Below are 20,858 nucleotides of genomic sequence, written 5' to 3' on the forward strand. Positions count from 1 at the left end.
TACCTAGAGACGAACGGCGCGACGGCGAGCCGACAGGCGCCGGAAAAATATCAGCCCCAGCGGGTGCGCACCGCATCCGTCCGGCTACGGCTCACCGGAATCTCACAGCCGTCCTTCAGGAGGATCGCCAGCTTGCCGTCGGAGCGCAGGAGCCTTTCGACATGCACATCGGCGACGAAATGCGAGCGGTGCACCTGCAAGCCCGGCGTGCCGCCGACTTCCTCCACGGCATCGGAAAAGCGCAGCAGGATCAATTCCCGCCCGCGGCTGGTCGTCACCTCGGTATAGTGGTCGGCGACGGTCATGTGCAGGATCGGGCCGCGGTTTTCCGGCCTGAGGCGGCGCAGCAGCGGCACATCTGCCCGTTCCTCCTCGCTCGGCGGGACGGAGGAGAGCGCCTCGGCCTGCCGGCTGCTCATCGTCAGGTAGGTGAGGGCGCAGAAGAGGGCGGAGAGGAGGAGGCCGGTCGCGATGCTTGCGGCAAGGTCGGAGATTGTCGGCGTGCCGCCGAAGGTCGCGCGGCTGATCGCATTCGTCGCAAGCCCGACCGGTACGCCGGCGACCAGCGTGCCGAGCGCCATGCGGCGGCCAAGGCTCGGGATATGGTCCCGCAGCAGCGTGTTGACGAGCACGATGGCGGTGACGGCGATGGCCCAGGCGACGGCATGCAGCACGAGCCAGAAGCCGAGGCGAGGGATGGCGGCCAGCCGCTCCGCGGTGCCGTAGGGACCCGTCACCCAGAAGATCAGCACCACCGCGCCGAAGGTCGCCCAGAACCGCGGCGCGCGCAGGAAGACCTGCAGTTCACGAAGCGCGGATTGCAGCAAGGGGCGTTCCACGAAGTTTTCCGTCCGTTCGGGCCAAAGCGTTTGAAGCGGCCCGATCATTGGCGGAAGACGGGGCCGAATTCAACCGCCCCCGGAGCCCGCCATGACCTTCGAGCCGCTTGCCAACGCGCCCTTCGCCGTCCAGTTCCACGTCGCGACCGTGCTGCCGGCGGCCGTGCTCGGCGCCGTCCTCCTCGCCCGCCCGAAGGGCACGCCGGCCCATCGGCTGCTCGGAAAAGTCTGGCTTTTCCTGATGGTTGCGACGAGTTTCTCGACCTTCTTCATCCATGGAATCAACACATTCCACGGCTTCAGCCCGATCCATCTCCTCTCGCTCTATGTCATCCTCGCCAGCGTGCCGGCCGTGATGGCGGCGCGGCGCGGCAATATCCGCGCGCACCGCGCCCAGGTCGCCGGCATATATTTCGGCGGTATCGTCGTTGCGGGTCTCTTCACCCTCGTTCCGCACCGGGTGATGGGCGCGATGATCTTCGACGGGTCGTCTGGCCTCGCGAGCGGGCTTGCCGCTGCCGCCGTCAGTTTCCTGCTCGTCGCGGCGGGGGCGCTGGCGGTGCGCGAAGCCGGCTGGGGCGGGCTTCTCCGGCGGCGCTGAGGGGCCGCTTTTCGTTTTGCAAGGCGCCCCGGCAGGCCCTATAAGTCGTTGCTGAGGAACGAATTCATGCGATGAACGTTCGTCGGCAATTCAATGCGGGGAAATGCGCCATGGAATGGAAAGGTCGTCGCCAGTCGGGCAATATCGAGGACCAGCGCGGAGCCGGTCCCTCGATGGGAGGCAGCAATCCCTTCGGCCGGGGCGGCGGTTTCCGCATTCCGATGGGCGGCGGCGGCCGGTCCGGCGGCGGCATGAGCATCGGCACCATCATCTTCCTCGTCGTCATCTATTTCGTCTTCAAGGCGATGGGCATCGATCTCCTGCAGGTCATGGGCAATGGCGGGCAGGTCAGCATGCCGGGCTTCGAGCAGACGGAGAGCGCCAGCAACCGTTCCTCGCCGCAGGAGGAAGAGACCAAGGAATTCATGGCGACGGTGCTCGCCGAGACCGAAGACACCTGGAACGGCATCTTCAAGGCAGCCGGCGAGACATACGAGGAGCCCAAGATGGTGCTCTTCTCCGGCTCCGTCAAATCCGCCTGCGGCTTCGCCTCGGCGGCGTCCGGGCCGTTCTATTGCCCGGGCGACCACAAGGTCTATCTCGACATGAGCTTCTTCGACGAGCTCGCCAACAAGTTCGACGCGGCCGGCGACTTCGCCCAAGCCTATGTCGTGGCGCATGAGGTGGGCCACCATGTCCAGAACCTCACCGGCATCCTGCCGCGCTTCAACCAGCAGCGCCAGCGCATGAGCGAGGCGGAGGCGAACCAGATGTCCGTGCGCGTCGAGTTGCAGGCCGACTGCTATGCCGGCATCTGGGGCAAGTACACGCAGCAGAAGGGCCTTCTGGAAAGCGGCGACCTCGATGAGGCGCTGAACGCTGCCACGCAGATCGGCGACGACACGCTGCAGAAGCGCATGCAGGGCTATGTCGTGCCGGAAAGCTTCAACCACGGCACTTCCGAGCAGCGCCGCCGCTGGTTCAAGCGCGGCTTCGACAGCGGCCGCCTGGATGCCTGCAACACCTTCCAGGGCGAGCCCTGATATTACACGGACTTCTCTGAAAAGCCCTCCGGCTTGCCTGCCGAGGGGCTTTGCCTTTTCGGGCCGAACGGGCCGTTATCATCGACGAATCCGATCATAAGCATCAAAACTTTTGAGATGTTCATGGATTGTTTCGCTGAAAGAAGTGAAATAGAACTCCCCGCCTGACATTTTTGCCCCCGGGGCGCTGTTCATTCTTTCGAGGTCACATCCATGATCGATGCCAGGTCTACCCGGCGCGGGCTCTTTCTCGTCTTCATGATCATGTTCCTCGACGTGATCGGCATTGCCATCATCATGCCGGTGCTGCCGACCTATCTGCGTGAGCTGACGGGCGACGATATCAGCCAGGCGGCCATCGACGGCGGCTGGCTGCTGCTCGTCTATGCCGGCATGCAGTTCCTCTTCGCGCCGCTCATCGGCAATCTCTCGGACCGTTTCGGCCGGCGGCCGGTGCTGCTGGCCTGCATCCTGACCTTCGCCATCGACAACCTCATCTGCGCGCTGGCGGCGAGCTACTGGATGCTCTTCGTCGGGCGGGTGCTGGCGGGCATCAGCGGCGCGAGCTTCAGCACGGCGGCCGCCTATATCGCGGACGTGTCGAACGACGAGACCCGCTCGAAGAATTTCGGGCTGATGGGCATCGCCTTCGGCACCGGCTTCGTCATCGGGCCGGTGATCGGCGGGCTTCTCGGCGAGTTCGGGCCGCGCATTCCCTTCTATGGCGCGGCCGTGCTTGCCTTCCTCAATTTCGTCGGCGCCTGGATCCTGCTGCCGGAGAGCCTTGCGGCGCACAATCGACGTTCCTTCGAGCTTGCCCGCGCCAATCCGCTCGGCGCTCTCATGCAGATGCGCAACTATCCCGGCGTGCTCTGGGTCGGCGTCGTCTTCCTCTGTTATGGCCTGGCGCATGCCGTCTATCCGGCGGTCTGGTCCTTCGTCGGTTCCTATCGCTACGGCTGGAGCGAGGGACAGATCGGCCTGTCGCTCGGCATCTTCGGCATCGGCGGCGCGGTCGTCATGGGCTTCGTCCTGCCGCGCATCGTGCCGAGGCTCGGCGAGTACCGCACGGCCGTCCTCGGCCTCGTCTTCTCGGTCGTCGCGCTTTCCGGCTATGCCGCGGCGTGGCAGGGCTGGATGGTCTATGTCGTCATCGCCCTGACCGCGCTGGAGGCGCTGGCCGATCCGCCGCTGCGCTCCATCGCGTCCGCCCGCGTGCCGGCCTCGGCGCAGGGCGAGCTGCAAGGGGCGCTGACCAGCGTTTCCTCGATCACGACCATCATCGGACCGCTGATCTTCGCGCAGGTCTTCAGCCATTTTACCGCCCCGTCCGCGCCCGTCGCCTTCGCCGGTGCGCCGTTCGCAGTGGCGGCGCTCATCCTCCTTGCCGGCCTGGCGATCTTCCTCGTCAAGCTGAAAGGGGCCGGTGTCGGCCCGAGCGGGAATTTTGCCCCGGAAAGCGCCTGAAGCGCTTTCAAACGTGACATTTCGACGAAATTTTCGTCCGGAAACGGCCCCGGAGCGCCGTTTCCGCGCATTTTTGATGACGTCATCAAATCTATTCGATTGATCGCGACCGGAACTTGTGATCGGAAGCGAGGCGAAAGTGAGAACTATCATGCACATGGCAACGCATCGCGAGGACAACGGCTGGGGGCGGCATTTCCGGGCGACCCTGACGCTCGGCGTGCCGCTGATCGGCGCCCAGCTCGCCCAGCTCGGCATCCATACGACGGACGTGGTGATCCTCGGCCGGCTCGGCGCGGCGCATCTCGCGGCCATCGTGCTGTCCAGCCAGTTCTTCTTCACGATCTTCATGCTCGGCTCGGGCTTCGCCAATGCCGTCATGCCCATGGTGGCGCAGGCCTATGGCCGGGGCGACACGGTTTCCGTGCGCCGTTCGGTGCGCATGGGCATGTGGGTAGCACTCTTCTATGCGGCGCTGATGATCCCGCTCTTCTACAATGCGGAAAACATCCTGCTCTTTGCCGGCCAGAAGCCGGAGGTCGCCGCGCTTGCCGGCAGCTACCTGAAGATCGCGCAATGGGGGCTCGGCCCGGCGCTGCTCTTCATGACGCTGCGCGGCCTCGTCAGCGCGCATGGGCGGGCGGGTATCGTGCTCTATGTCACGATCGTCATCCTCTCCGTCAACGCCTTCTTCGCCTACGCGCTGGTGCTCGGCCATTTCGGCTTCCCGGCCCTCGGCATGGAGGGGGCGGCCATCGTTTCCTTCGGCGTGAACGTGCTGAGCTTCGTGCTCATCACCGCCTATATCCAGGCGCAGCCGGACATGCGCCGCTACGAGCTTTTCGTGCGCTTCTGGCGGCCGGACTGGGGCGCTCTGCGCGAGGTCGTCTATCTCGGCCTGCCGATCGGCCTTACCATGCTGGCGGAAGTCAGCCTCTTCACGGGCGCCTCGCTGCTGATGGGCAATATCGGCACGCTGGAGCTTGCCGCGCACGGCATCGCGCTCCAGCTCGCCTCCGTCGCCTTCATGGTTCCGCTCGGCCTTGCGCAGGCGGGCACGGTGCGCGTCGGCGTGGCGCACGGGCGCGGCGATCATCTCGGCGTCGTGCGCGCGGCCTGGGCGGTGCTCGTCATCGCGGCGACCATTGCGGTCGGGGGCGGCCTACTCTTCGCGCTCATCCCGACGAAGCTCGCCTCGATCTTCCTCGACAAGGCGGGTACGGATTCGGCCGCGGTTCTCGCCATCGCCGGCCCCTTCGTGGTGGTCGCGGGCCTCTTCCAGCTCGTCGACGGCCTGCAGGCGATCGCCGCCGGCCTGCTGCGCGGCCTGAAGGACACGCGCATCCCGATGGTGCTGGCGCTGATCTCCTACTGGCCGGTCGGCTTCTTCGCCGCCTGGCTCTTCGCCTTCCCGGTGGGCTTGGGCGGCATCGGCATCTGGTTCGGCTTCCTCGCCGGCCTTTCCACTGCGTCGATCCTGCTCAACCTGCGCTTCTACCGGCTGGTGAGGCAGAGGGGCGCCTGACGCCCGAGAGTGGCGATAAGAAAAGCCCGCCGGATCGCTCCGGCGGGCTTTTCACGTCGATGGTGGGGCGGATCGCCTGCTTATGCGCGTTCCGGGATGGCTTCCTCGCCCTTCCTCTCGCGCACCAGGTTGATGAAGCGGCGGAAGAGGTAGTGGCTGTCCTGCGGGCCGGGGGAGGCTTCCGGGTGGTGCTGCACGGAGAAGACCGGCTTGCCGGTCAGGCGCAGGCCGCAATTCGTGCCGTCGAACAGGGAAACGTGGGTCTCCTCGACGCCTTCGGGCAGGGTGGAGGAGGCGACGGCGAAGCCGTGGTTCATCGAGACGATCTCGACCTTGCCGGTCGTGTGATCCTTTACCGGATGGTTCGCGCCGTGGTGGCCCTGGTGCATCTTCTCGGTCGTCGCGCCGACGGCGAGGCCGAGCATCTGGTGGCCGAGGCAGATGCCGAAGACCGGAATGCCCGTTTCGATCAGCGTCTTGATCACCGGCACGGCATATTCGCCGGTTGCCGCCGGGTCGCCCGGGCCGTTGGAAAGGAAGATGCCGTCCGGCTTCAGCGCCAGCACGTCGTCGGCGCTGGAGGTGGCCGGCATGACCGTGACCTTGCAGCCGAGGCCCGTGAAGAGGCGCAGGATGTTGCGCTTCACGCCGTAGTCGAGCGCGACGATGTGATACTTCACGTCGCTGTCGGCAAGGTCCTCGTAGCCTTCGTTCCACACCCACGGCTTCTGGCTCCAGCGCGAGGACTGGCCGGAGGAGGCGGGCTTGGCGAGGTCGAGGCCGATGAGGCCGCCCCAGGCCCTGGCTTCGGCCTTCAGCGTCTCGATGTCGAAGACGCCGTTCGGGTCGTGGGCGATCACCGCGTTCGGCGCGCCGTTCTCGCGGATCCAGGCGGTCAGCGCGCGGGTGTCGATGCCCGAGAGGCCGATGATGCCGCGGGCCTTCAGCCAGGCGTCGAGGTGCTTTGCGGCGCGGTAGTTCGACGGCTCGGTGATGTCGGCCTTGAAGATCGTGCCGACCGCGCCGTGGCGGGCGGCCGGCGTCAGGTCCTCGATGTCCTCGTCATTGGCGCCGACATTGCCGATATGCGGGAAGGTGAAGGTGACGATCTGGCCGAGATAGGAGGGGTCGGTCAGGATTTCCTGGTAGCCCGTCAGCGCCGTGTTGAAGCAGACTTCCGCGGTCACCTTGCCGGTGGCGCCGATGCCCTTGCCTTCGATCACGGTGCCGTCGGCAAGGACGATGAGGGCGGTGGGCTTTTCAGTGGTCCATGCGGGGGTCGAGGTCATAGTCATCCCGTTTCCGGTGTCGGGCGCCGGCTTGAAAGCCGAGGGGACGGACACCATTTAAGGTCGCAGGCAAAGGCGCGCGGAAACCCGCGTTGGTTCGCCCTGATTGCCGATTTTCGTGCAGGTGCCGGAAAATAGACAAAGCAGGGGACAGGGTCAACCGTTGCCTGTGGATTGCGCGGAATTATAAAGCGTTTAAAATCAATCGCTTGCGTAATCCGTTTGCCGGCGGACCCTCCGCCGGTCTATGAGCATGCACAATCGAACGACGATAGAGGCCGAGCTGCGCATCCCGCGCCGGCAGCCTCCCATGGAGAAAATGATGCGCGATACCATCGCAAACGCCTTGAAGGATGCACTCAAGGCAAGAGACGCCTGCCGTGTTTCCACGCTGCGCCTGATCCAGGCCACGCTGAAGGATCGCGACATCGCCAACCGCGGCGCCGGCAAGGGGCCGGTGGAAAATGACGAGCTGCTGCAGATCCTCGCCAAGATGATCAAGCAGCGCGAGGAATCCGCCAAGATCTTCGCCGAAAACGGCCGCCCGGAACTCGCCGCCCAGGAGCGCGAGGAAATCACGGTCATCCAGAGCTTCATGCCGGAGCAGCTCTCCGACGAGAAGGTCAAGGAGCTGATTTCCGGCGTGATCGCCGAGATCGGCGCGCAGGGCCTGCGTGACATGGGCAAGGTCATGGCCGTGCTCAAGGAGCGCCATCCCGGCCAGATGGACTTCGCCAAGGCCTCCGGCGTGGTGAAGGACCTGCTGAAGTAAATTGCGGTCCTTGCGGTATCATGAAGGCGGCCGGTGGCCGCCTTTTTCGTTTCCGGCCTGCGGCTTGCGGGAACCAAAAGGAAGGCGCACAGTTGAGCTCGCAGCAATAGGAGCGTGACGATGCGTCGTCGAACGTCACCGCCCGCCCCGGCGAAGTGCATGTGGTGCCGCCGGATTGTCTAGCGTCGAGGTTCCCGGTGGCCGTTCCACGAAACGGAGGCCGAACCCATGCGTGCGACGTTTCTTCTTTCCCTCGCAGCCATCGCCCTTGCCGGGCCGGCCCTTGCGCATGATGCGCCGAGCGGCTGGCAGTACGAGCAATATTGTTGCAACGGCAGCAACCACAACGGCGACTGCCAGATGATCCCGGCGACCGCCGTGCGCATCGTCCACGGGGACTATCAGGTGACGCTGGCGCCGGGCGACCATCGTCTCGCCACCCGCCGCCATATCTTTCTCCTGCCGCAGGGCACCGCCCGCCGCTCGCAGGACGGAGAATATCATCTCTGCCTCTACCCGACCGAGGATACGCCCCGCTGCTTCTACGCGCCCGACATGGGATTTTGAGCCGGAGCCTGTGAATTGCCGTGGCGCCGGGCGGTAATGCTGGCGGTGGGCCCCGCGCATGGTTATATGGACCTCGACCGAGGTATCCATGCGCTTTTCCAACGCCTTCCTAGACGAGATCCGCGACCGCGTCCCCATTTCGGACGTGATCGGCCGACGCGTGACCTGGGATCGCAGGAAGACCAACGTCTCGCGCGGGGACTATTGGGCCTGCTGCCCGTTCCACGGCGAGAAATCGCCGTCCTTCCACTGCGAGGACCGCAAGGGCCGCTACCATTGCTTCGGCTGCGGCGTCTCGGGCGATCACTTCCGCTTCCTCACCGATCTCGACGGCCTGTCCTTCCCCGAGGCGGTCCAGCAGATCGCCGATCTCGCGGGCGTCGCCATGCCCCAGCCGGACCCGCAGGCCGAGCAGCGCGAGAGGGAGCGCATGGGCCTCGTCGAGGTCATGGAGATGGCGACCCGCTTCTTCGAGGACCAGCTCCAGACGCCGGCCGGGGCGAAGGCGCGCGCCTATCTGCGCGACCGCGGGCTGACCGGCCGCACCATCGAGACCTTCCGCCTCGGCTATGCGCCGGAGAGCCGCAACGCGCTGAAGGAGTTTCTGGCGGGCAAGGGCGTGCCGAAGGAGGCGATCGAGGCCTGCGGCCTCGTCGTGCACGGGCCGGAAATCCCCGTCTCCTACGACCGGTTCCGCGACCGCATCATGTTCCCCATCCTCTCGGTGCGGGAAAAGGTCATTGCCTTCGGCGGCCGCGCCATGTCGCCGGACGCGCCGGCGAAATACCTCAATTCCAACGAGACCGAGCTCTTCCACAAGGGGAGTGTGCTCTACAACCACGCCCGCGCCCGGAAGGGGGCTCAAGGCGCTGACGGCGCCGGCACGATCATCGCCGTCGAAGGCTACATGGACGTGATCGCGCTCTACCAGGCGGGCATCGAGAACGCCGTCGCCCCGCTCGGCACGGCGCTCACCGAGAACCAGCTCGATCTGCTCTGGAAGATGACGCCGCAGCCGGTGCTCTGCTTCGACGGCGACGGGGCGGGCATCCGCGCGGCGAACCGGGCGGCCGATCTCGCGCTGCCCTTCATCAAGCCGGGCCGCACGGTGCGCTTCGCGCTGCTGCCCGACGGCAAGGACCCGGACGATCTCGTGCGCCACGAGGGCCGCGCACCCTTCGACAAGGTGCTGGCGAATGCCCGTCCGCTCGCCGACATGATCTGGAACCGCGAGGTCCAGGGCTCGACGCTGGACACGCCGGAAAGCCGCGCCGAGCTGGAATCGCGCCTGCGCCAGATCACCGCGGGCATCGCCGACGAGGACGTGCGCCGCCACTACCAGCAGGACATGCGCGAGCGGCTGAACGCCTTCTTCCGCCCCGTCCAGCGGCAGGGCGGCGGCGGCTTTTCCGGCAACCGGCAGGGTAGGGGCGGCGGCCGCGGCGGGCCGCAGGGCAATATGGTCCCCTCCGGCATTTCCGACCGGCTCGCCCGCTCGGCGCTGGTGCGCGGCGCGCAGGAGCTGCCGGCCCTGCGCGAAAGCGTGCTGGCGCTCACCGTCGTCAACCATCCGGGCCTTCTCTTCAGCGACTATGACGAGATCGCCATCATCGAATACGAGAACCGCGACCTCCAGCGCCTCTGGTCGGCCCTCATCGGCATTGCCGGCTCCGTCGGCGCGCGGCTCGACCGCGCCCGGCTGGTCGAGGAGCTGGAAGCCGCCGGCTTCGACACCCTGCTCAAGGGCCTCGACCAGCAGATCCGCAATTCGCGCCTGTGGACCGCGACGGAGGACGCCGCGCCCGAGGATGCCCGCGAAGGCTATCTCCAGGCGCTCGCCCTCCACAAGCGCACCCGCGCGCTCCTCTGGCAGCGCCGCGAACTGGAACGCGAACTCGCCGTCTCGACGGATGAGGGCGACGACGAACGCGTGCCGCAGATCCTGCGCGCGCTTCAGGAGGTGCAGATGGAGACCGTCCGGATGGAGAACCAGGAGGCCATCATCGAAGGCTTCGGCGTGCTCTCCGGCCGGGTGAAGGGGCCGGCGGGGAAGTAGAGGACAGCACTGGCGGCGTTGGATCCTCGGGCTTGACCCGAGGACCCACGCCCCGAGAACGACGTCTGATCATCTCCCAAGCAAAAGCAGCTTGCGCCATCATGCGACCCCTGCCGCTCGACATGCGCTTTCGCCATGACTAACGCCGAGCCTCACCGATCAGCGCCGCTGCCGCACCGGCACCTACCAATTTTCCCGTTCTGAACTTTCTTCACAACTTACCCTTGAAATTAGAACGAAACAAGAACATTGTGCGTGAACGCGAAAGTCGTCCGTCGGGTGGTTGCCGAGGGTCCCGTGCTTGGCCAGAATGGAGGGAGAAAGTGCAGGTCATGATTCAGGCAAATCCCTCCGGTTCCCTCTCCGCCCTGTTCGATGCTGAGGTCGCCGATCCGCTCGACGTGCTCAAGCGCGTCTATGGCTACGACGCCTTCCGCGGCAAGCAGCAGGCGGTGGTGGAGCATGTGACGGCGGGGGGCGATGCCGTCGTGCTGTTTCCGACCGGGGCGGGCAAGTCGCTGTGCTTCCAGATTCCCGCGCTCTGCCGCCAGGGCGTCGGCATCGTCATCTCGCCGCTGATCGCGCTGATGCGCGACCAGGTGGAGGCGCTGAAGCAGCTCGGCGTCAAGGCGGCGGCGCTGAATTCCTCGCTGACGCGGGACGAGTTCTTCGCGGTGCGCGACGCCATGCGGGCCGGCGAGCTCGATCTTCTCTATGTCACGCCCGAGCGCATCGTCACGGACGGCTTCGCCGATCTCGTGGCGGAGGCCCGCATCGCGCTCTTCGCCATCGACGAGGCGCATTGCGTCTCGCAATGGGGGCATGATTTCCGGCCGGAATACCGCACGCTCGGCCTGCTCGGCGAGCGCTATCCCGGCGTGCCGCGCATCGCGCTGACGGCGACGGCCGATCCGCATACGCGCGAGGACATCATCGAGCGCCTCGGGCTCGATGATGCCGAGGTCTTCACCACCAGCTTCGACCGGCCGAACATTTCCTACGAGATCGCCGAGCGCGACCAGGCGCGCCAGCAGCTGCTACGCTTCCTGTCGCGCCACGAAGGAGAGAGCGGCATCGTCTATTGCCTGTCGCGTGCCAAGGTGGAGGACACGGCCGCGTGGCTGAACACGCAGGGCATTCGCGCGCTGCCTTACCATGCCGGGTTCGACCGAGCGGTGCGCGACGCGAACCAGGATGCGTTCCTGAAGGAAGAGAACCTCTGCCTCGTTGCCACCGTCGCCTTCGGCATGGGCATCGACAAGCCGGATGTGCGCTATGTCGCCCATCTCGACCTGCCGGGTTCGGTGGAGGCCTATTACCAGGAGACCGGGCGCGCGGGGCGCGACGGCCTGCCCTCCGAGGTCTGGATGGCCTATGGCATGGCCGACGTCGTGCAGCGGCGCAAGATGATCGACGAGGGCGGGGCGGCCGAGGATGTGAAGCGCATCGAACGCGCCAAGCTGACGGCGCTGCTCGCCATCTGCGAGACGGCAAGCTGCCGGCGCAAGGCCATCCTCGCGCATTTCGGTGAGGCCCATCCGGGTCATTGCGGCCATTGCGACACCTGCCGCAACCCGGTCGAGACCTGGGACGGCACGGAGGCCGCGATCAAGGCGCTCGCGGCGGTCTATCGCACGGGCGAGCGCTTCGGCGCGGGGCACGTCATCGATGTGCTGATGGGCACGGCCAACGAGAAGACGGAGCGCTTCGGCCATACGGACATGCCGGTCTTCGGCGCCGGCAAGGATATCGCGCCGCGCATCTGGCAATCGATCTTCCGGCAATTGCTGGCCATGGGCCTCATCAGCGTCGACCATTCCGCCTATGGCGCGCTGAAGCTTGAGCCTGAGGCGCGCGCCGTCTTCCGCCACGAGCGGGAGGTGCTGTTCCGCAAGGACCGGCCGCAGACCGGGCGCAAGGCAAGGGCTGGCGGCTCGCCCGCCGCCCGCGAACGCGACAACCTTTCGGGTTCCGACCGGGAGCTCTTCGAGCTGTTGCGGGCCGAGCGCCTTGCCATCGCCAAGGATCTCGACGTGCCGCCCTATGTCGTCTTCCCGGATACGACGCTGATCGCGCTTGCGCGAGAACGGCCGGCCGATCTCGAGGAGCTTCTCGACATTCCCGGCATCGGCGTTTCCAAGCGCGACCGCTTCGGCGAGGCTTTCCTCGCCGTCATCGAGGATTTTGCGGGCTAGTTTTTGCGAGGCCTGTCGGAACGTTCGGTCCCCTATCGTCCTTGTTGACGGTCAGCAGGAGGACGTTCCGATGAAAGTCACGCAGCATCTCTGGTTCGAGAAGGACATGGAGGCCGCCATCGGTTTCTATGCCTCGCTCATTCCCGGCTCTTCCGTCCATTGGGTCACGCCCGTCATGGCCGATACGCCGAGCGGGCCGGCCGGCAGCGTGAAGATCGCGAGCTTCACGCTCGGCGACCAGCGCTACATGGCCATCGAGGCCGGGCCGCTCGATCCCTTCAATCACAGCTTCTCCATCATGGTGGAATGCGAGACGCAGGGCGACCTCGACCGACTGTGGGACGCGCTGAGGGAGGGTGGCTCGGTGGAGCAGTGTGGCTGGCTGAAGGATCGCTGGGGCCTTTCCTGGCAGATCGCGCCGACGCGGCTCGGCGAACTGATGAGCGATCCCGATCCGGACAAGGTGCGCCGTGTCACTGCGGCGATGCTGAAGATGGTCAAGCTGGATATCGCGCCGCTGGAGGCGGCTGCGGCGGGGTAGGTGGGCGCTTGCCCCTCATCCCGCTGCCGCGACCTTCTCCCCACAGGCGGGAGAAGGGAGGGATGCCGGGGTTTCCCGGGTTCGCCGGCGTGAGAGGATCGGGAGGGCGTGGCTGCCTGATCCTTTCGGCATCGACCAGCGCACATCCATGCCCGCGGCAGGGCTGTCGCATATGGAATTCGGCATTGCCGCTCTTCCCTTCTCCCCAGCGGGGAGAAGGTGGCCTGAAGGATCGGATGAGGGGTATCTCGAATAAAGCCGTTGATTTTTTCTGCTTTCGGCGTCCCCCTCATCCGCCTGCCGGCGCCTTCTCCCCGCTGGGGAGAAGGGAGATGGGGAAACGGCTTCCTTCAAAATCGATAGCCTCCCCGCAAGCAGTGAGAAGAGGTCGGCAATGTTTGGAGAAACCGGCGCGGCAATCTCCTTCGCCTCGTTTACGGGGAGAAGGTGGCCGGCAGGCCGGATGAGGGGCTTCGTCTACATCCGCACCGTCATTCCGCCATCCACAACCAGCACATGGCCGTTGACGAAGGAGGCGGCGTCGCTGGCGAGGAAGAGGGCGGCGCCGGCGATTTCGTCGGGGCGCGCCCAGCGCTGGACGGGGATGCGCTGGCGCACGAAGGGCGTCAGCTCGTCGTCGGCGGCCATCGCGGCATTGGTTTCCGTCGCAAACCAGCCGGGCGCGATGGCGTTGCTGGTGATGCCGAAGGGGCCGTATTCCACCGCCATGCCGCGCATCAGGCCGGTGAGGCCGTGCTTGGCGGCGGGATAGATACCGTCGTTCGGCAGCGCGACATGGCCGTTGATCGAGGTGACCGAGATAAGGCGGCCATGGCCGTGACGCTTCATGATCGCCGCCGCGTCGCGCGAAAGGCTGGCGGCGGCGGCAAGGTCGGTGAGGAGAAGTGCGTCGATGGCCGCATCCTCCATTTCGGAGAGCGGCCGGCGGTCGCGCGCGCCGACATTGTTGACCAGCACGTCCAGCCGCCCGTGCCGGCGCTCGATTTCGGCGAGGGTTTCGCGCTGGGCGTCGCGGTCGGCGATGTCGAAGGCGACGGCGGAGGCGCTGCCGCCGGCGGCAACGATTGCTTCCACCGCCTCGTCGAGCGTCGCGGCCGTCCGGCCCGTCAGCACGACATGCGCGCCGGCCTCGGCCAAGCCCTTCGCGATTTCGAAGCCGAGGCCGCGGCCGGCGCCGGTGACGAGGGCCACGCGGCCTTTCTGGGAAAACCTGTCCAATATCGTCATCGTCGCTTCCTTTCGTGGCGCCACCGGACAGAGGCGGGGCCTTCCTGTCAACCCCGGCGGGCGTGATGGCGGGCTTTGTCCTTCGCCGAAAAGGCGCTATGTCCGCGGCGGAAAGGATTTCGCCATGGCCCAGAACATCTACGACCAGCCCGCCTTCTTCGAGGGCTATTCCAGCCTTCCCCGCTCGATCCACGGGCTTGCGGGCGCGGCGGAATGGGAATCGGTGCGCGCGCTGCTGCCCGATCTTGCGGGCCGCCGCGTCGTCGATCTCGGCTGCGGCTTCGGCTGGTTCGCGCGCCATGCCGCCGCGGAGGGGGCGAAAAGCGTGCTCGCCCTCGATCTTTCGGAAAACATGCTGGCGCGCGCGAAGGCGGAAACGCAATCGCCGGCCGTGCGCTACGAGATCGCCGATCTCGACCGGCTCGAATTGCCGGAGGACACCTTCGACTTCGCCTATTCCTCGCTCGCTTTCCATTATATCGCGGATTTCGACCGGCTGGTGCGCACGATCCATGCGGCGCTGGTGCCGGGGTCGTCCTTCGTCTTCACCATCGAACACCCGCTCTACATGGCCCCCTCGGCACCGAACTGGGCAGAGGTCGATGGCCGCACGGTCTGGCCGGTGGATTCCTATCTCGTCGAGGGTCCGCGCACGACGGACTGGCTCGCCAAGGACGTCGTCAAGCATCACCGCACCCTCGGCACGACGCTGAATGCGCTCATCGCCGCGGGGTTTGTCATCCGCCATGTCGAGGAGTGGAAGCCGAGCGAGGCGCAGCTTGCCGCGCATCCCGAATGGCAGGTGGAGCTCAATCGGCCGATGTTCCTGCTGATTGCCTGCGAGCGGCCCTGAAAACGGGGCGGCGGCCCTTTACGCCGGCTGCGGCTGCGCTAGAACTATGCCGTGGAGCCATTCGCCGGCGCTATGATAACAAGACAAGCCGGCGCTTATCGGAAGGGAAGCCGAGCCCATGAAGCAACCGACCTTGCCGCTTAACGGAGCCTGCCGTTGCGGGCGGGTGAAAATCTGCATCAGCGCGCCGCCGCTCCTGACCATGGCCTGCCATTGCACCGGCTGCCAGCGCATGTCGGCCAGCGCCTATTCGCTGAGCGCGGCGATCCCCTCAGAGGGCTTTGCCGTCACGGCGGGCGAGCCGGTCGTCGCCGGCGCCAGCCGCGAAGCGGGGCATCACTTCTGTCCCGATTGCATGACCTGGATGTTCACGCGGCCGGCGGGGATGGATTTCTTCGTCAATGTCCGGCCGACCATGCTCGACGATACCGGCTGGTTCCAGCCCTTCATCGAGACCTATACGAGCGAGAAGCTCGCCTTCGCCGCGACCGGCGCCGTGCACAGCTACGAGAAATTCCCGCCGATGGAGGATTACGAGACGCTCGTCGCCGCCTATGCGGCGCGCGCGGCGTGAGCTGCCGCTCTTCGATCCGACATGTTCCTTCCAGCCGTGAGTGCGCGTCCATGACCTCTGCCTTCATCACCCATCTGCAATCCGAAATCGCCGGCCTCAAGTCCGCCGGCCTCTACAAGTCCGAGCGCGTCATCACCTCCAAGCAGGCGGGCGAGATCACTGTGACCTCGGGCGAGCGCGTGCTGAACTTCTGCGCCAACAACTATCTGGGCCTCGCCGACAACGAGGAACTGGCGGAGGCCGGCAAGAAGGCGCTCGACCGCTACGGCTACGGCATGGCCTCCGTGCGCTTCATCTGCGGCACGCAGGAGGAGCACAAGCAACTGGAGGCGCGCATCTCCGCCTTCCTCGGGCTGGAGGATACGATCCTCTATTCCTCCTGCTTCGATGCCAATGGCGGCCTGTTCGAGACGCTGCTTTCGGAGGAGGACGCCATCATCTCCGATGCGCTGAACCATGCCTCGATCATCGACGGCGTGCGGCTCTCCAAGGCGAAGCGCTTCCGCTATGCCAACAACGACATGGCGGCTCTGGAGGAGGAATTGAAGAAGGCGGAAGGCAGCCGCTTCAAGATGATCGCGACGGACGGCGTCTTCTCGATGGACGGCATCATCGCCAATCTCGAGGGGGTCTGCGACCTTGCGGAAAAATACGGCGCGATGGTCATGGTGGACGACAGCCATGCGGTCGGCTTCGTCGGCAGGCACGGCCGGGGCTCGGCGGAGCATTGCGGTGTGGAAGGGCGGGTCGATATCATCACCGGCACGCTCGGCAAGGCGCTCGGCGGCGCTTCGGGCGGCTATACGTCGGGCAGGCGCGAGGTGGTCGAATGGCTGCGCCAGCGCTCGCGGCCCTATCTCTTCTCCAACACGCTCGCCCCGGTCATCGCGGCCGCCTCGCTGAAGGTCTTCGACCTCATCGACAACGGTGATGCGCTCAGGAAGCGGCTCTATGCCAATGCCGATCTCTTCCGCGCGGAGATGACGAAGCTCGGCTTCACGCTTGCGGGCGAGGGGCATCCGATCATCCCCGTCATGCTCGGCGATGCGAGCCTTGCGCAGGAGATGGCGAGCCGCATGCTGGAAAAGGGTGTCTATGTCATCGGCTTCTCCTTCCCCGTCGTGCCGCGTGGGCAGGCGCGCATCCGCACCCAGATGTCGGCCGCGCACAGCGAGGCGGATGTTCGCAAGGCGATTGACGTCTTCGCCGAGGTCGGACGCGAACTGGGCGTCATTTGAACTGCCTTCTGAATCCCTTGCGGAGTTTTTGTCATGTCGAACATGATGCGTGCGCTGGTTAAAGCAAAACCTGAAGTCGGCCTCTGGATGGAGACCGTGCCGGTGCCGGAGGTCGGCCCGAACGACGTGCTGATCCGGGTGAAGAAGTCCGCCATCTGCGGCACGGACGTGCATATCTGGAACTGGGACCACTGGGCGCAGAAGACCATTCCGGTGCCTATGGTCGTCGGCCATGAATTCGTCGGCGAGATCGCCGAGGTCGGCTCGGCGGTCACCAAATACCATGTCGGGGAACGGGTCTCGGGCGAGGGGCACATTGTCTGCGGCAAGTGCCGCAATTGTCGCGCCGGGCGCGGGCATCTCTGCCACTATACCAAGGGCGTCGGCGTCAACCGGCCGGGCTCGTTCGGCGAGTTCGTCTGCATTCCCGAGCATAATGTCGTGCCGATCCCGGACGACGTGCCGGACGAGGTGGCGGCGATCTTCGATCCGTTCGGCAATGCCGTGCACACGGCGCTTTCCTTCGATCTCGTCGGCGAGGACGTGCTCGTCACCGGGGCCGGGCCCATCGGCATCATGGGGGCGATGGTGGCGAAGCGCTCCGGCGCGCGCAAGGTCGTCATCACGGATATCAATCCGGTACGCCTCGACCTCGCCCGCAAGGTCGGCATCGATCATGTGGTCGACGCCTCGAAGGAGGACCTCGCCACTGTCATGACGGAGATCGGCATGACGGAGGGCTTCGACGTCGGCCTCGAAATGTCCGGCGCCCCGCCGGCCTTCCGCTCGATGATCGACACGATGAACAATGGCGGCAAGATCGCCATTCTCGGCATCGCGCCCGACGGCTTCGGCATCGACTGGAACAAGGTGATCTTCAAGATGCTCACGCTGAAGGGCATCTACGGGCGCGAGATGTTCGAGACCTGGTACAAGATGATCGCCTTCGTGCAGGGCGGGCTCGACCTTTCGCCGATCATCACCCACCGCATCAAGATCGACGAGTTCCGGGACGGCTTCGAGGCGATGCGCTCGGGCAATTCCGGCAAGGTCGTCATGGACTGGTACTGATGCATGCCGCGCAAAAGTGTGCAGCGGTTTTGCGGCAACGGCATGCGTCTGAACAAAGGGAGGACTGCGTATGAAGTACGAGGGAAGCTGCCATTGCGGCAATGTCGCCTTCGAGGTGGAGGGCGAGTTCACCTCCGCGCTCGACTGCAACTGTTCCATGTGCCGGCGGCGCGGCGGGCTTCTGGCCTTCGTGCCGCGCGAGAACCTGCGGCTGACGGTGCCGGAGGAAAACGTCTCGACCTACACGTTCAACCGCCATGTCATCCAGCATCATTTCTGCGCCAGTTGCGGCATCGCGCCCTATGGCGAGGGGAGCGATCCGAAGGGCAACAGGATGGCGGCGGTGAACCTGCGCTGCATCCCCGCGGTCGATCTTGAAACATTGAGGATCGACAAGGTGGACGGGCGCTCGTTCTGAGGCGGGTGATTCGGTCGGGGGTGCCGGGCGCGTGCCCTTGTCTTTCCGGGATTTGCCCCTACATGAGGCTCAATCGCCCGGATCCGCCGACTTTCCTGTCCGCGAACCCGAATCGGAACCTTTTCCGGCTTTTTTACCGGAAAAGCTTGACGTAACCGAAAATTCTGGGAATCACCATGGTTGGCTGAGAAGGAATGGGTACGGCGGATCGGGAAGTCATGTCAATTATGTTGCTCAGGCAACATTCCCACGATCCCGCGGGCCGGGATGTGGTTAATCGGGATTTAATTGTCAATCCGTTAGGTCAGGGACGCTGATTCGCGTTTGCGCATGCCGAAGGGCGATCGGCTGCGGAACCCCGACCGCTTGGAAACTGATGCTCAGGAAAGCGACGAAATAATATGGCGACAAAGGTCAAAGAGAACGAGGAAGTCGAAAACGAACGCGAAGGCGCATCCGACGGCCCTCTTCTCGATCTTTCCGATGATGCCGTCAAGAAGATGATCAAGGCCGCCAAGAAGCGCGGCTATGTCACGATGGATGAGCTGAACTCCGTCCTGCCGTCCGAGGAAGTCACCTCGGAGCAGATCGAGGACACGATGGCCATGCTTTCGGACATGGGCATCAACGTCATCGAGGACGAGGACGCCGAAGAGGCGGCCCAGACCGACGACGAAGGCGGCGACGACGACAACGAGAGCGAAGGCGGAGAGCTTGCCGCTTCCGGCGGCACCGCGCTTGCGACCGCCAAGAAGAAGGAGCCGACGGACCGTACGGACGACCCGGTGCGCATGTATCTGCGCGAGATGGGCTCCGTCGAACTCCTGTCGCGCGAAGGCGAAATCGCCATCGCGAAGCGCATCGAAGCCGGCCGCGAGACGATGATCGCCGGCCTCTGTGAGAGCCCGCTGACGTTCCAGGCCATCATCATCTGGCGGGATGAACTCAACGAAGGCCAGACGCTGCTGCGCGAGATCATCGATCTCGAGACGACCTATTCCGGTCCCGAGGCGAAGGCTGCCCCGCAGTTCCAGAGCCCGGAAAAGATCGAGGCCGACCGCAAGGCGGCCGAGGAGAAGGAAAAGAACCGCAAGCCCCGCGCGGCCAACGACGACGACATCACCAATGTCGGCGGCGAAGGCCTGCCGCCGGAGGAAGAGGAAGAGGACGACGACGAGTCGAACCTCTCGCTCGCCGCCATGGAAGCGGAACTGCGCCCGCAGGTCATGGAAACGCTCGACACGATCGCCGAGACCTACAAGAAGCTGCGCAAGCTGCAGGACCAGCAGGTGGAAGCCCGCCTGCAGGCGACCGGCACGCTCTCGCCCGCCCAGGAGCGCCGCTACAAGGAGCTCAAGGACGAGCTGATCACGGCCGTCAAGTCGCTGTCGCTCAACCAGAACCGCGTCGACAGCCTTGTCGAGCAGCTCTACGACATCTCCAAGCGCCTGATGCAGAACGAGGGCCGCCTGCTGCGCCTCGCCGAAAGCTACGGCGTCAAGCGTGACTCGTTCCTCGAGCAGTATTCCGGCGCGGAACTCGATCCGAACTGGATGAAGTCGATCGCCAATCTGGCCGCCCGCGGTTGGAAGGAGTTCGCCAAGAACGAGAACACGACGATCCGCGACATCCGTCAGGAGATCCAGAATCTCGCCACGGAAACCGGCATTTCCATCGCCGAATTCCGCCGCATCGTCTCGATGGTGCAGAAGGGCGAGCGCGAGGCGCGCATCGCCAAGAAGGAGATGGTGGAAGCCAACCTCCGTCTCGTGATCTCGATCGCCAAGAAGTACACGAACCGCGGCCTTCAGTTCCTCGATCTCATCCAGGAAGGCAATATCGGCCTGATGAAGGCGGTCGACAAGTTCGAGTATCGCCGCGGCTACAAGTTCTCCACCTACGCGACGTGGTGGATCCGGCAGGCGATCACCCGTTCGATCGCCGACCAGGCCCGCACGATCCGCATCCCGGTGCACATGATCGAGACGATCAACAAGATCGTCCGTACCTCGCGCCAGATGCTGCACGAGATCGGCCGCGAGCCGACCCCGGAAGAACTGGCCGAAAAGCTCGCCATGCCGCTCGAGAAGGTCCGCAAGGTCCTGAAGATCGCCAAGGAGCCGATCTCGCTGGAAACGCCGGTCGGTGACGAAGAAGACAGCCACCTCGGCGATTTCATCGAGGACAAGAACGCGCTTCTGCCGATCGACGCCGCCATCCAGGCGAACCTGCGCGAGACGACGACCCGCGTGCTGGCCTCGTTGACACCGCGCGAAGAGCGCGTCCTGCGCATGCGCTTCGGCATCGGCATGAACACGGACCACACGCTGGAAGAAGTCGGCCAGCAGTTCTCGGTCACCCGCGAACGTATCCGCCAGATCGAGGCGAAGGCGCTGCGCAAGCTCAAGCACCCGAGCCGCAGCCGCAAGCTGCGCTCGTTCCTCGACAGCTGAGGCGGCGAAGAAACCGAAAAGCCCCGCGACCGAGAGGTTGCGGGGCTTTTTGTTTGTGGGATGTGTCTGCCCCTCATCCGGCTGCCGCCACCTTCTGCCCGCTTGCGG

Annotated in this window: 18 protein-coding genes; 15 read left to right on the plus strand and 3 right to left on the minus strand. The window is 65.3% G+C overall.

What is annotated here, in order from left to right; all coding sequences use genetic code 11:
• Window positions 1–50 precede the first annotated feature (50 nt).
• The gene (locus DSD28_RS14200; RefSeq protein WP_432430864.1) at window positions 51–887 is read right to left on the minus strand and encodes a LytTR family DNA-binding domain-containing protein; all 837 of its coding nucleotides are present in this window, start codon (window positions 885–887) and stop codon (window positions 51–53) included.
• Window positions 888–930: 43 nt separating this feature from the next.
• Here DSD28_RS14200 and DSD28_RS14205 point away from each other — a divergent pair, with 43 nt between their 5' ends.
• The 4 genes from DSD28_RS14205 (at window position 931) to DSD28_RS14220 (ending at window position 5,475) form a co-directional block, all read left to right on the plus strand.
• Complete coding sequence (locus tag DSD28_RS14205; protein WP_119257056.1) at window positions 931–1,440, plus strand: DUF2306 domain-containing protein; 510 nt, start codon at window positions 931–933, stop codon at window positions 1,438–1,440.
• A gap of 110 nt (window positions 1,441–1,550) precedes the next feature.
• On the plus strand, window positions 1,551–2,483 hold the full coding sequence (ypfJ, locus tag DSD28_RS14210) for a KPN_02809 family neutral zinc metallopeptidase (protein WP_119257057.1): 933 nt from the start codon (window positions 1,551–1,553) through the stop codon (window positions 2,481–2,483).
• Window positions 2,484–2,696: 213 nt separating this feature from the next.
• Window positions 2,697–3,950, plus strand: coding sequence for a TCR/Tet family MFS transporter (locus tag DSD28_RS14215; RefSeq protein WP_119257058.1), 1,254 nt, complete (start codon window positions 2,697–2,699; stop codon window positions 3,948–3,950).
• A gap of 151 nt (window positions 3,951–4,101) precedes the next feature.
• Window positions 4,102–5,475 (plus strand): MATE family efflux transporter, encoded by a 1,374-nt coding sequence (locus DSD28_RS14220; RefSeq protein WP_119257059.1) that lies wholly within the window; start codon window positions 4,102–4,104, stop codon window positions 5,473–5,475.
• An 80-nt stretch (window positions 5,476–5,555) separates the two neighbouring features.
• Here DSD28_RS14220 and carA read toward each other — a convergent pair whose 3' ends face one another.
• Window positions 5,556–6,764, minus strand: coding sequence for a glutamine-hydrolyzing carbamoyl-phosphate synthase small subunit (gene carA / locus DSD28_RS14225; protein WP_119257060.1), 1,209 nt, complete (start codon window positions 6,762–6,764; stop codon window positions 5,556–5,558).
• A 322-nt stretch (window positions 6,765–7,086) separates the two neighbouring features.
• Here carA and DSD28_RS14230 point away from each other — a divergent pair, with 322 nt between their 5' ends.
• From DSD28_RS14230 to DSD28_RS14250, 5 genes are all read left to right on the plus strand, one after another.
• Window positions 7,087–7,536, plus strand: a complete 450-nt coding sequence (locus DSD28_RS14230) for a GatB/YqeY domain-containing protein (protein WP_119257061.1) — start codon at window positions 7,087–7,089, stop codon at window positions 7,534–7,536.
• A 228-nt stretch (window positions 7,537–7,764) separates the two neighbouring features.
• Window positions 7,765–8,103, plus strand: a complete 339-nt coding sequence (locus DSD28_RS14235; protein WP_119257062.1) for a hypothetical protein — start codon at window positions 7,765–7,767, stop codon at window positions 8,101–8,103.
• Between the two features lie 88 nt (window positions 8,104–8,191).
• Complete coding sequence (gene dnaG, locus DSD28_RS14240; protein WP_119257063.1) at window positions 8,192–10,159, plus strand: DNA primase; 1,968 nt, start codon at window positions 8,192–8,194, stop codon at window positions 10,157–10,159.
• Between the two features lie 332 nt (window positions 10,160–10,491).
• On the plus strand, window positions 10,492–12,354 hold the full coding sequence (gene recQ / locus DSD28_RS14245) for a DNA helicase RecQ (RefSeq protein WP_119257064.1): 1,863 nt from the start codon (window positions 10,492–10,494) through the stop codon (window positions 12,352–12,354).
• A 70-nt stretch (window positions 12,355–12,424) separates the two neighbouring features.
• Window positions 12,425–12,895 (plus strand): VOC family protein, encoded by a 471-nt coding sequence (locus DSD28_RS14250; protein ID WP_119257065.1) that lies wholly within the window; start codon window positions 12,425–12,427, stop codon window positions 12,893–12,895.
• Window positions 12,896–13,372: 477 nt separating this feature from the next.
• Here DSD28_RS14250 and DSD28_RS14255 read toward each other — a convergent pair whose 3' ends face one another.
• Window positions 13,373–14,143, minus strand: a complete 771-nt coding sequence (locus DSD28_RS14255) for an SDR family oxidoreductase (RefSeq protein ID WP_119257066.1) — start codon at window positions 14,141–14,143, stop codon at window positions 13,373–13,375.
• 124 nt (window positions 14,144–14,267) lie between these two features.
• Between DSD28_RS14255 and DSD28_RS14260 the strand changes: the two genes are divergently transcribed.
• From DSD28_RS14260 to rpoD, 6 genes are all read left to right on the plus strand, one after another.
• On the plus strand, window positions 14,268–14,996 hold the full coding sequence (locus tag DSD28_RS14260; protein WP_119257067.1) for a class I SAM-dependent methyltransferase: 729 nt from the start codon (window positions 14,268–14,270) through the stop codon (window positions 14,994–14,996).
• Between the two features lie 118 nt (window positions 14,997–15,114).
• The gene (locus DSD28_RS14265) at window positions 15,115–15,570 is read left to right on the plus strand and encodes a GFA family protein (RefSeq protein ID WP_119257068.1); all 456 of its coding nucleotides are present in this window, start codon (window positions 15,115–15,117) and stop codon (window positions 15,568–15,570) included.
• Between the two features lie 50 nt (window positions 15,571–15,620).
• Window positions 15,621–16,808 (plus strand): glycine C-acetyltransferase, encoded by a 1,188-nt coding sequence (locus DSD28_RS14270; protein ID WP_119257069.1) that lies wholly within the window; start codon window positions 15,621–15,623, stop codon window positions 16,806–16,808.
• A gap of 33 nt (window positions 16,809–16,841) precedes the next feature.
• Window positions 16,842–17,879, plus strand: a complete 1,038-nt coding sequence (tdh, locus tag DSD28_RS14275; RefSeq protein WP_119257070.1) for an L-threonine 3-dehydrogenase — start codon at window positions 16,842–16,844, stop codon at window positions 17,877–17,879.
• A gap of 70 nt (window positions 17,880–17,949) precedes the next feature.
• Window positions 17,950–18,297 carry a GFA family protein gene (locus DSD28_RS14280; protein WP_119257071.1) on the plus strand — a complete coding sequence of 116 codons (348 nt, stop codon included), beginning with the start codon at window positions 17,950–17,952 and terminating at the stop codon, window positions 18,295–18,297.
• 401 nt (window positions 18,298–18,698) lie between these two features.
• On the plus strand, window positions 18,699–20,750 hold the full coding sequence (gene rpoD / locus DSD28_RS14285; RefSeq protein WP_119257072.1) for an RNA polymerase sigma factor RpoD: 2,052 nt from the start codon (window positions 18,699–18,701) through the stop codon (window positions 20,748–20,750).
• Window positions 20,751–20,858: the final 108 nt, after the last annotated feature.

This window comes from Shinella zoogloeoides (genome assembly GCF_003574625.1).
Classification (GTDB): domain Bacteria; phylum Pseudomonadota; class Alphaproteobacteria; order Rhizobiales; family Rhizobiaceae; genus Shinella; species Shinella zoogloeoides_A.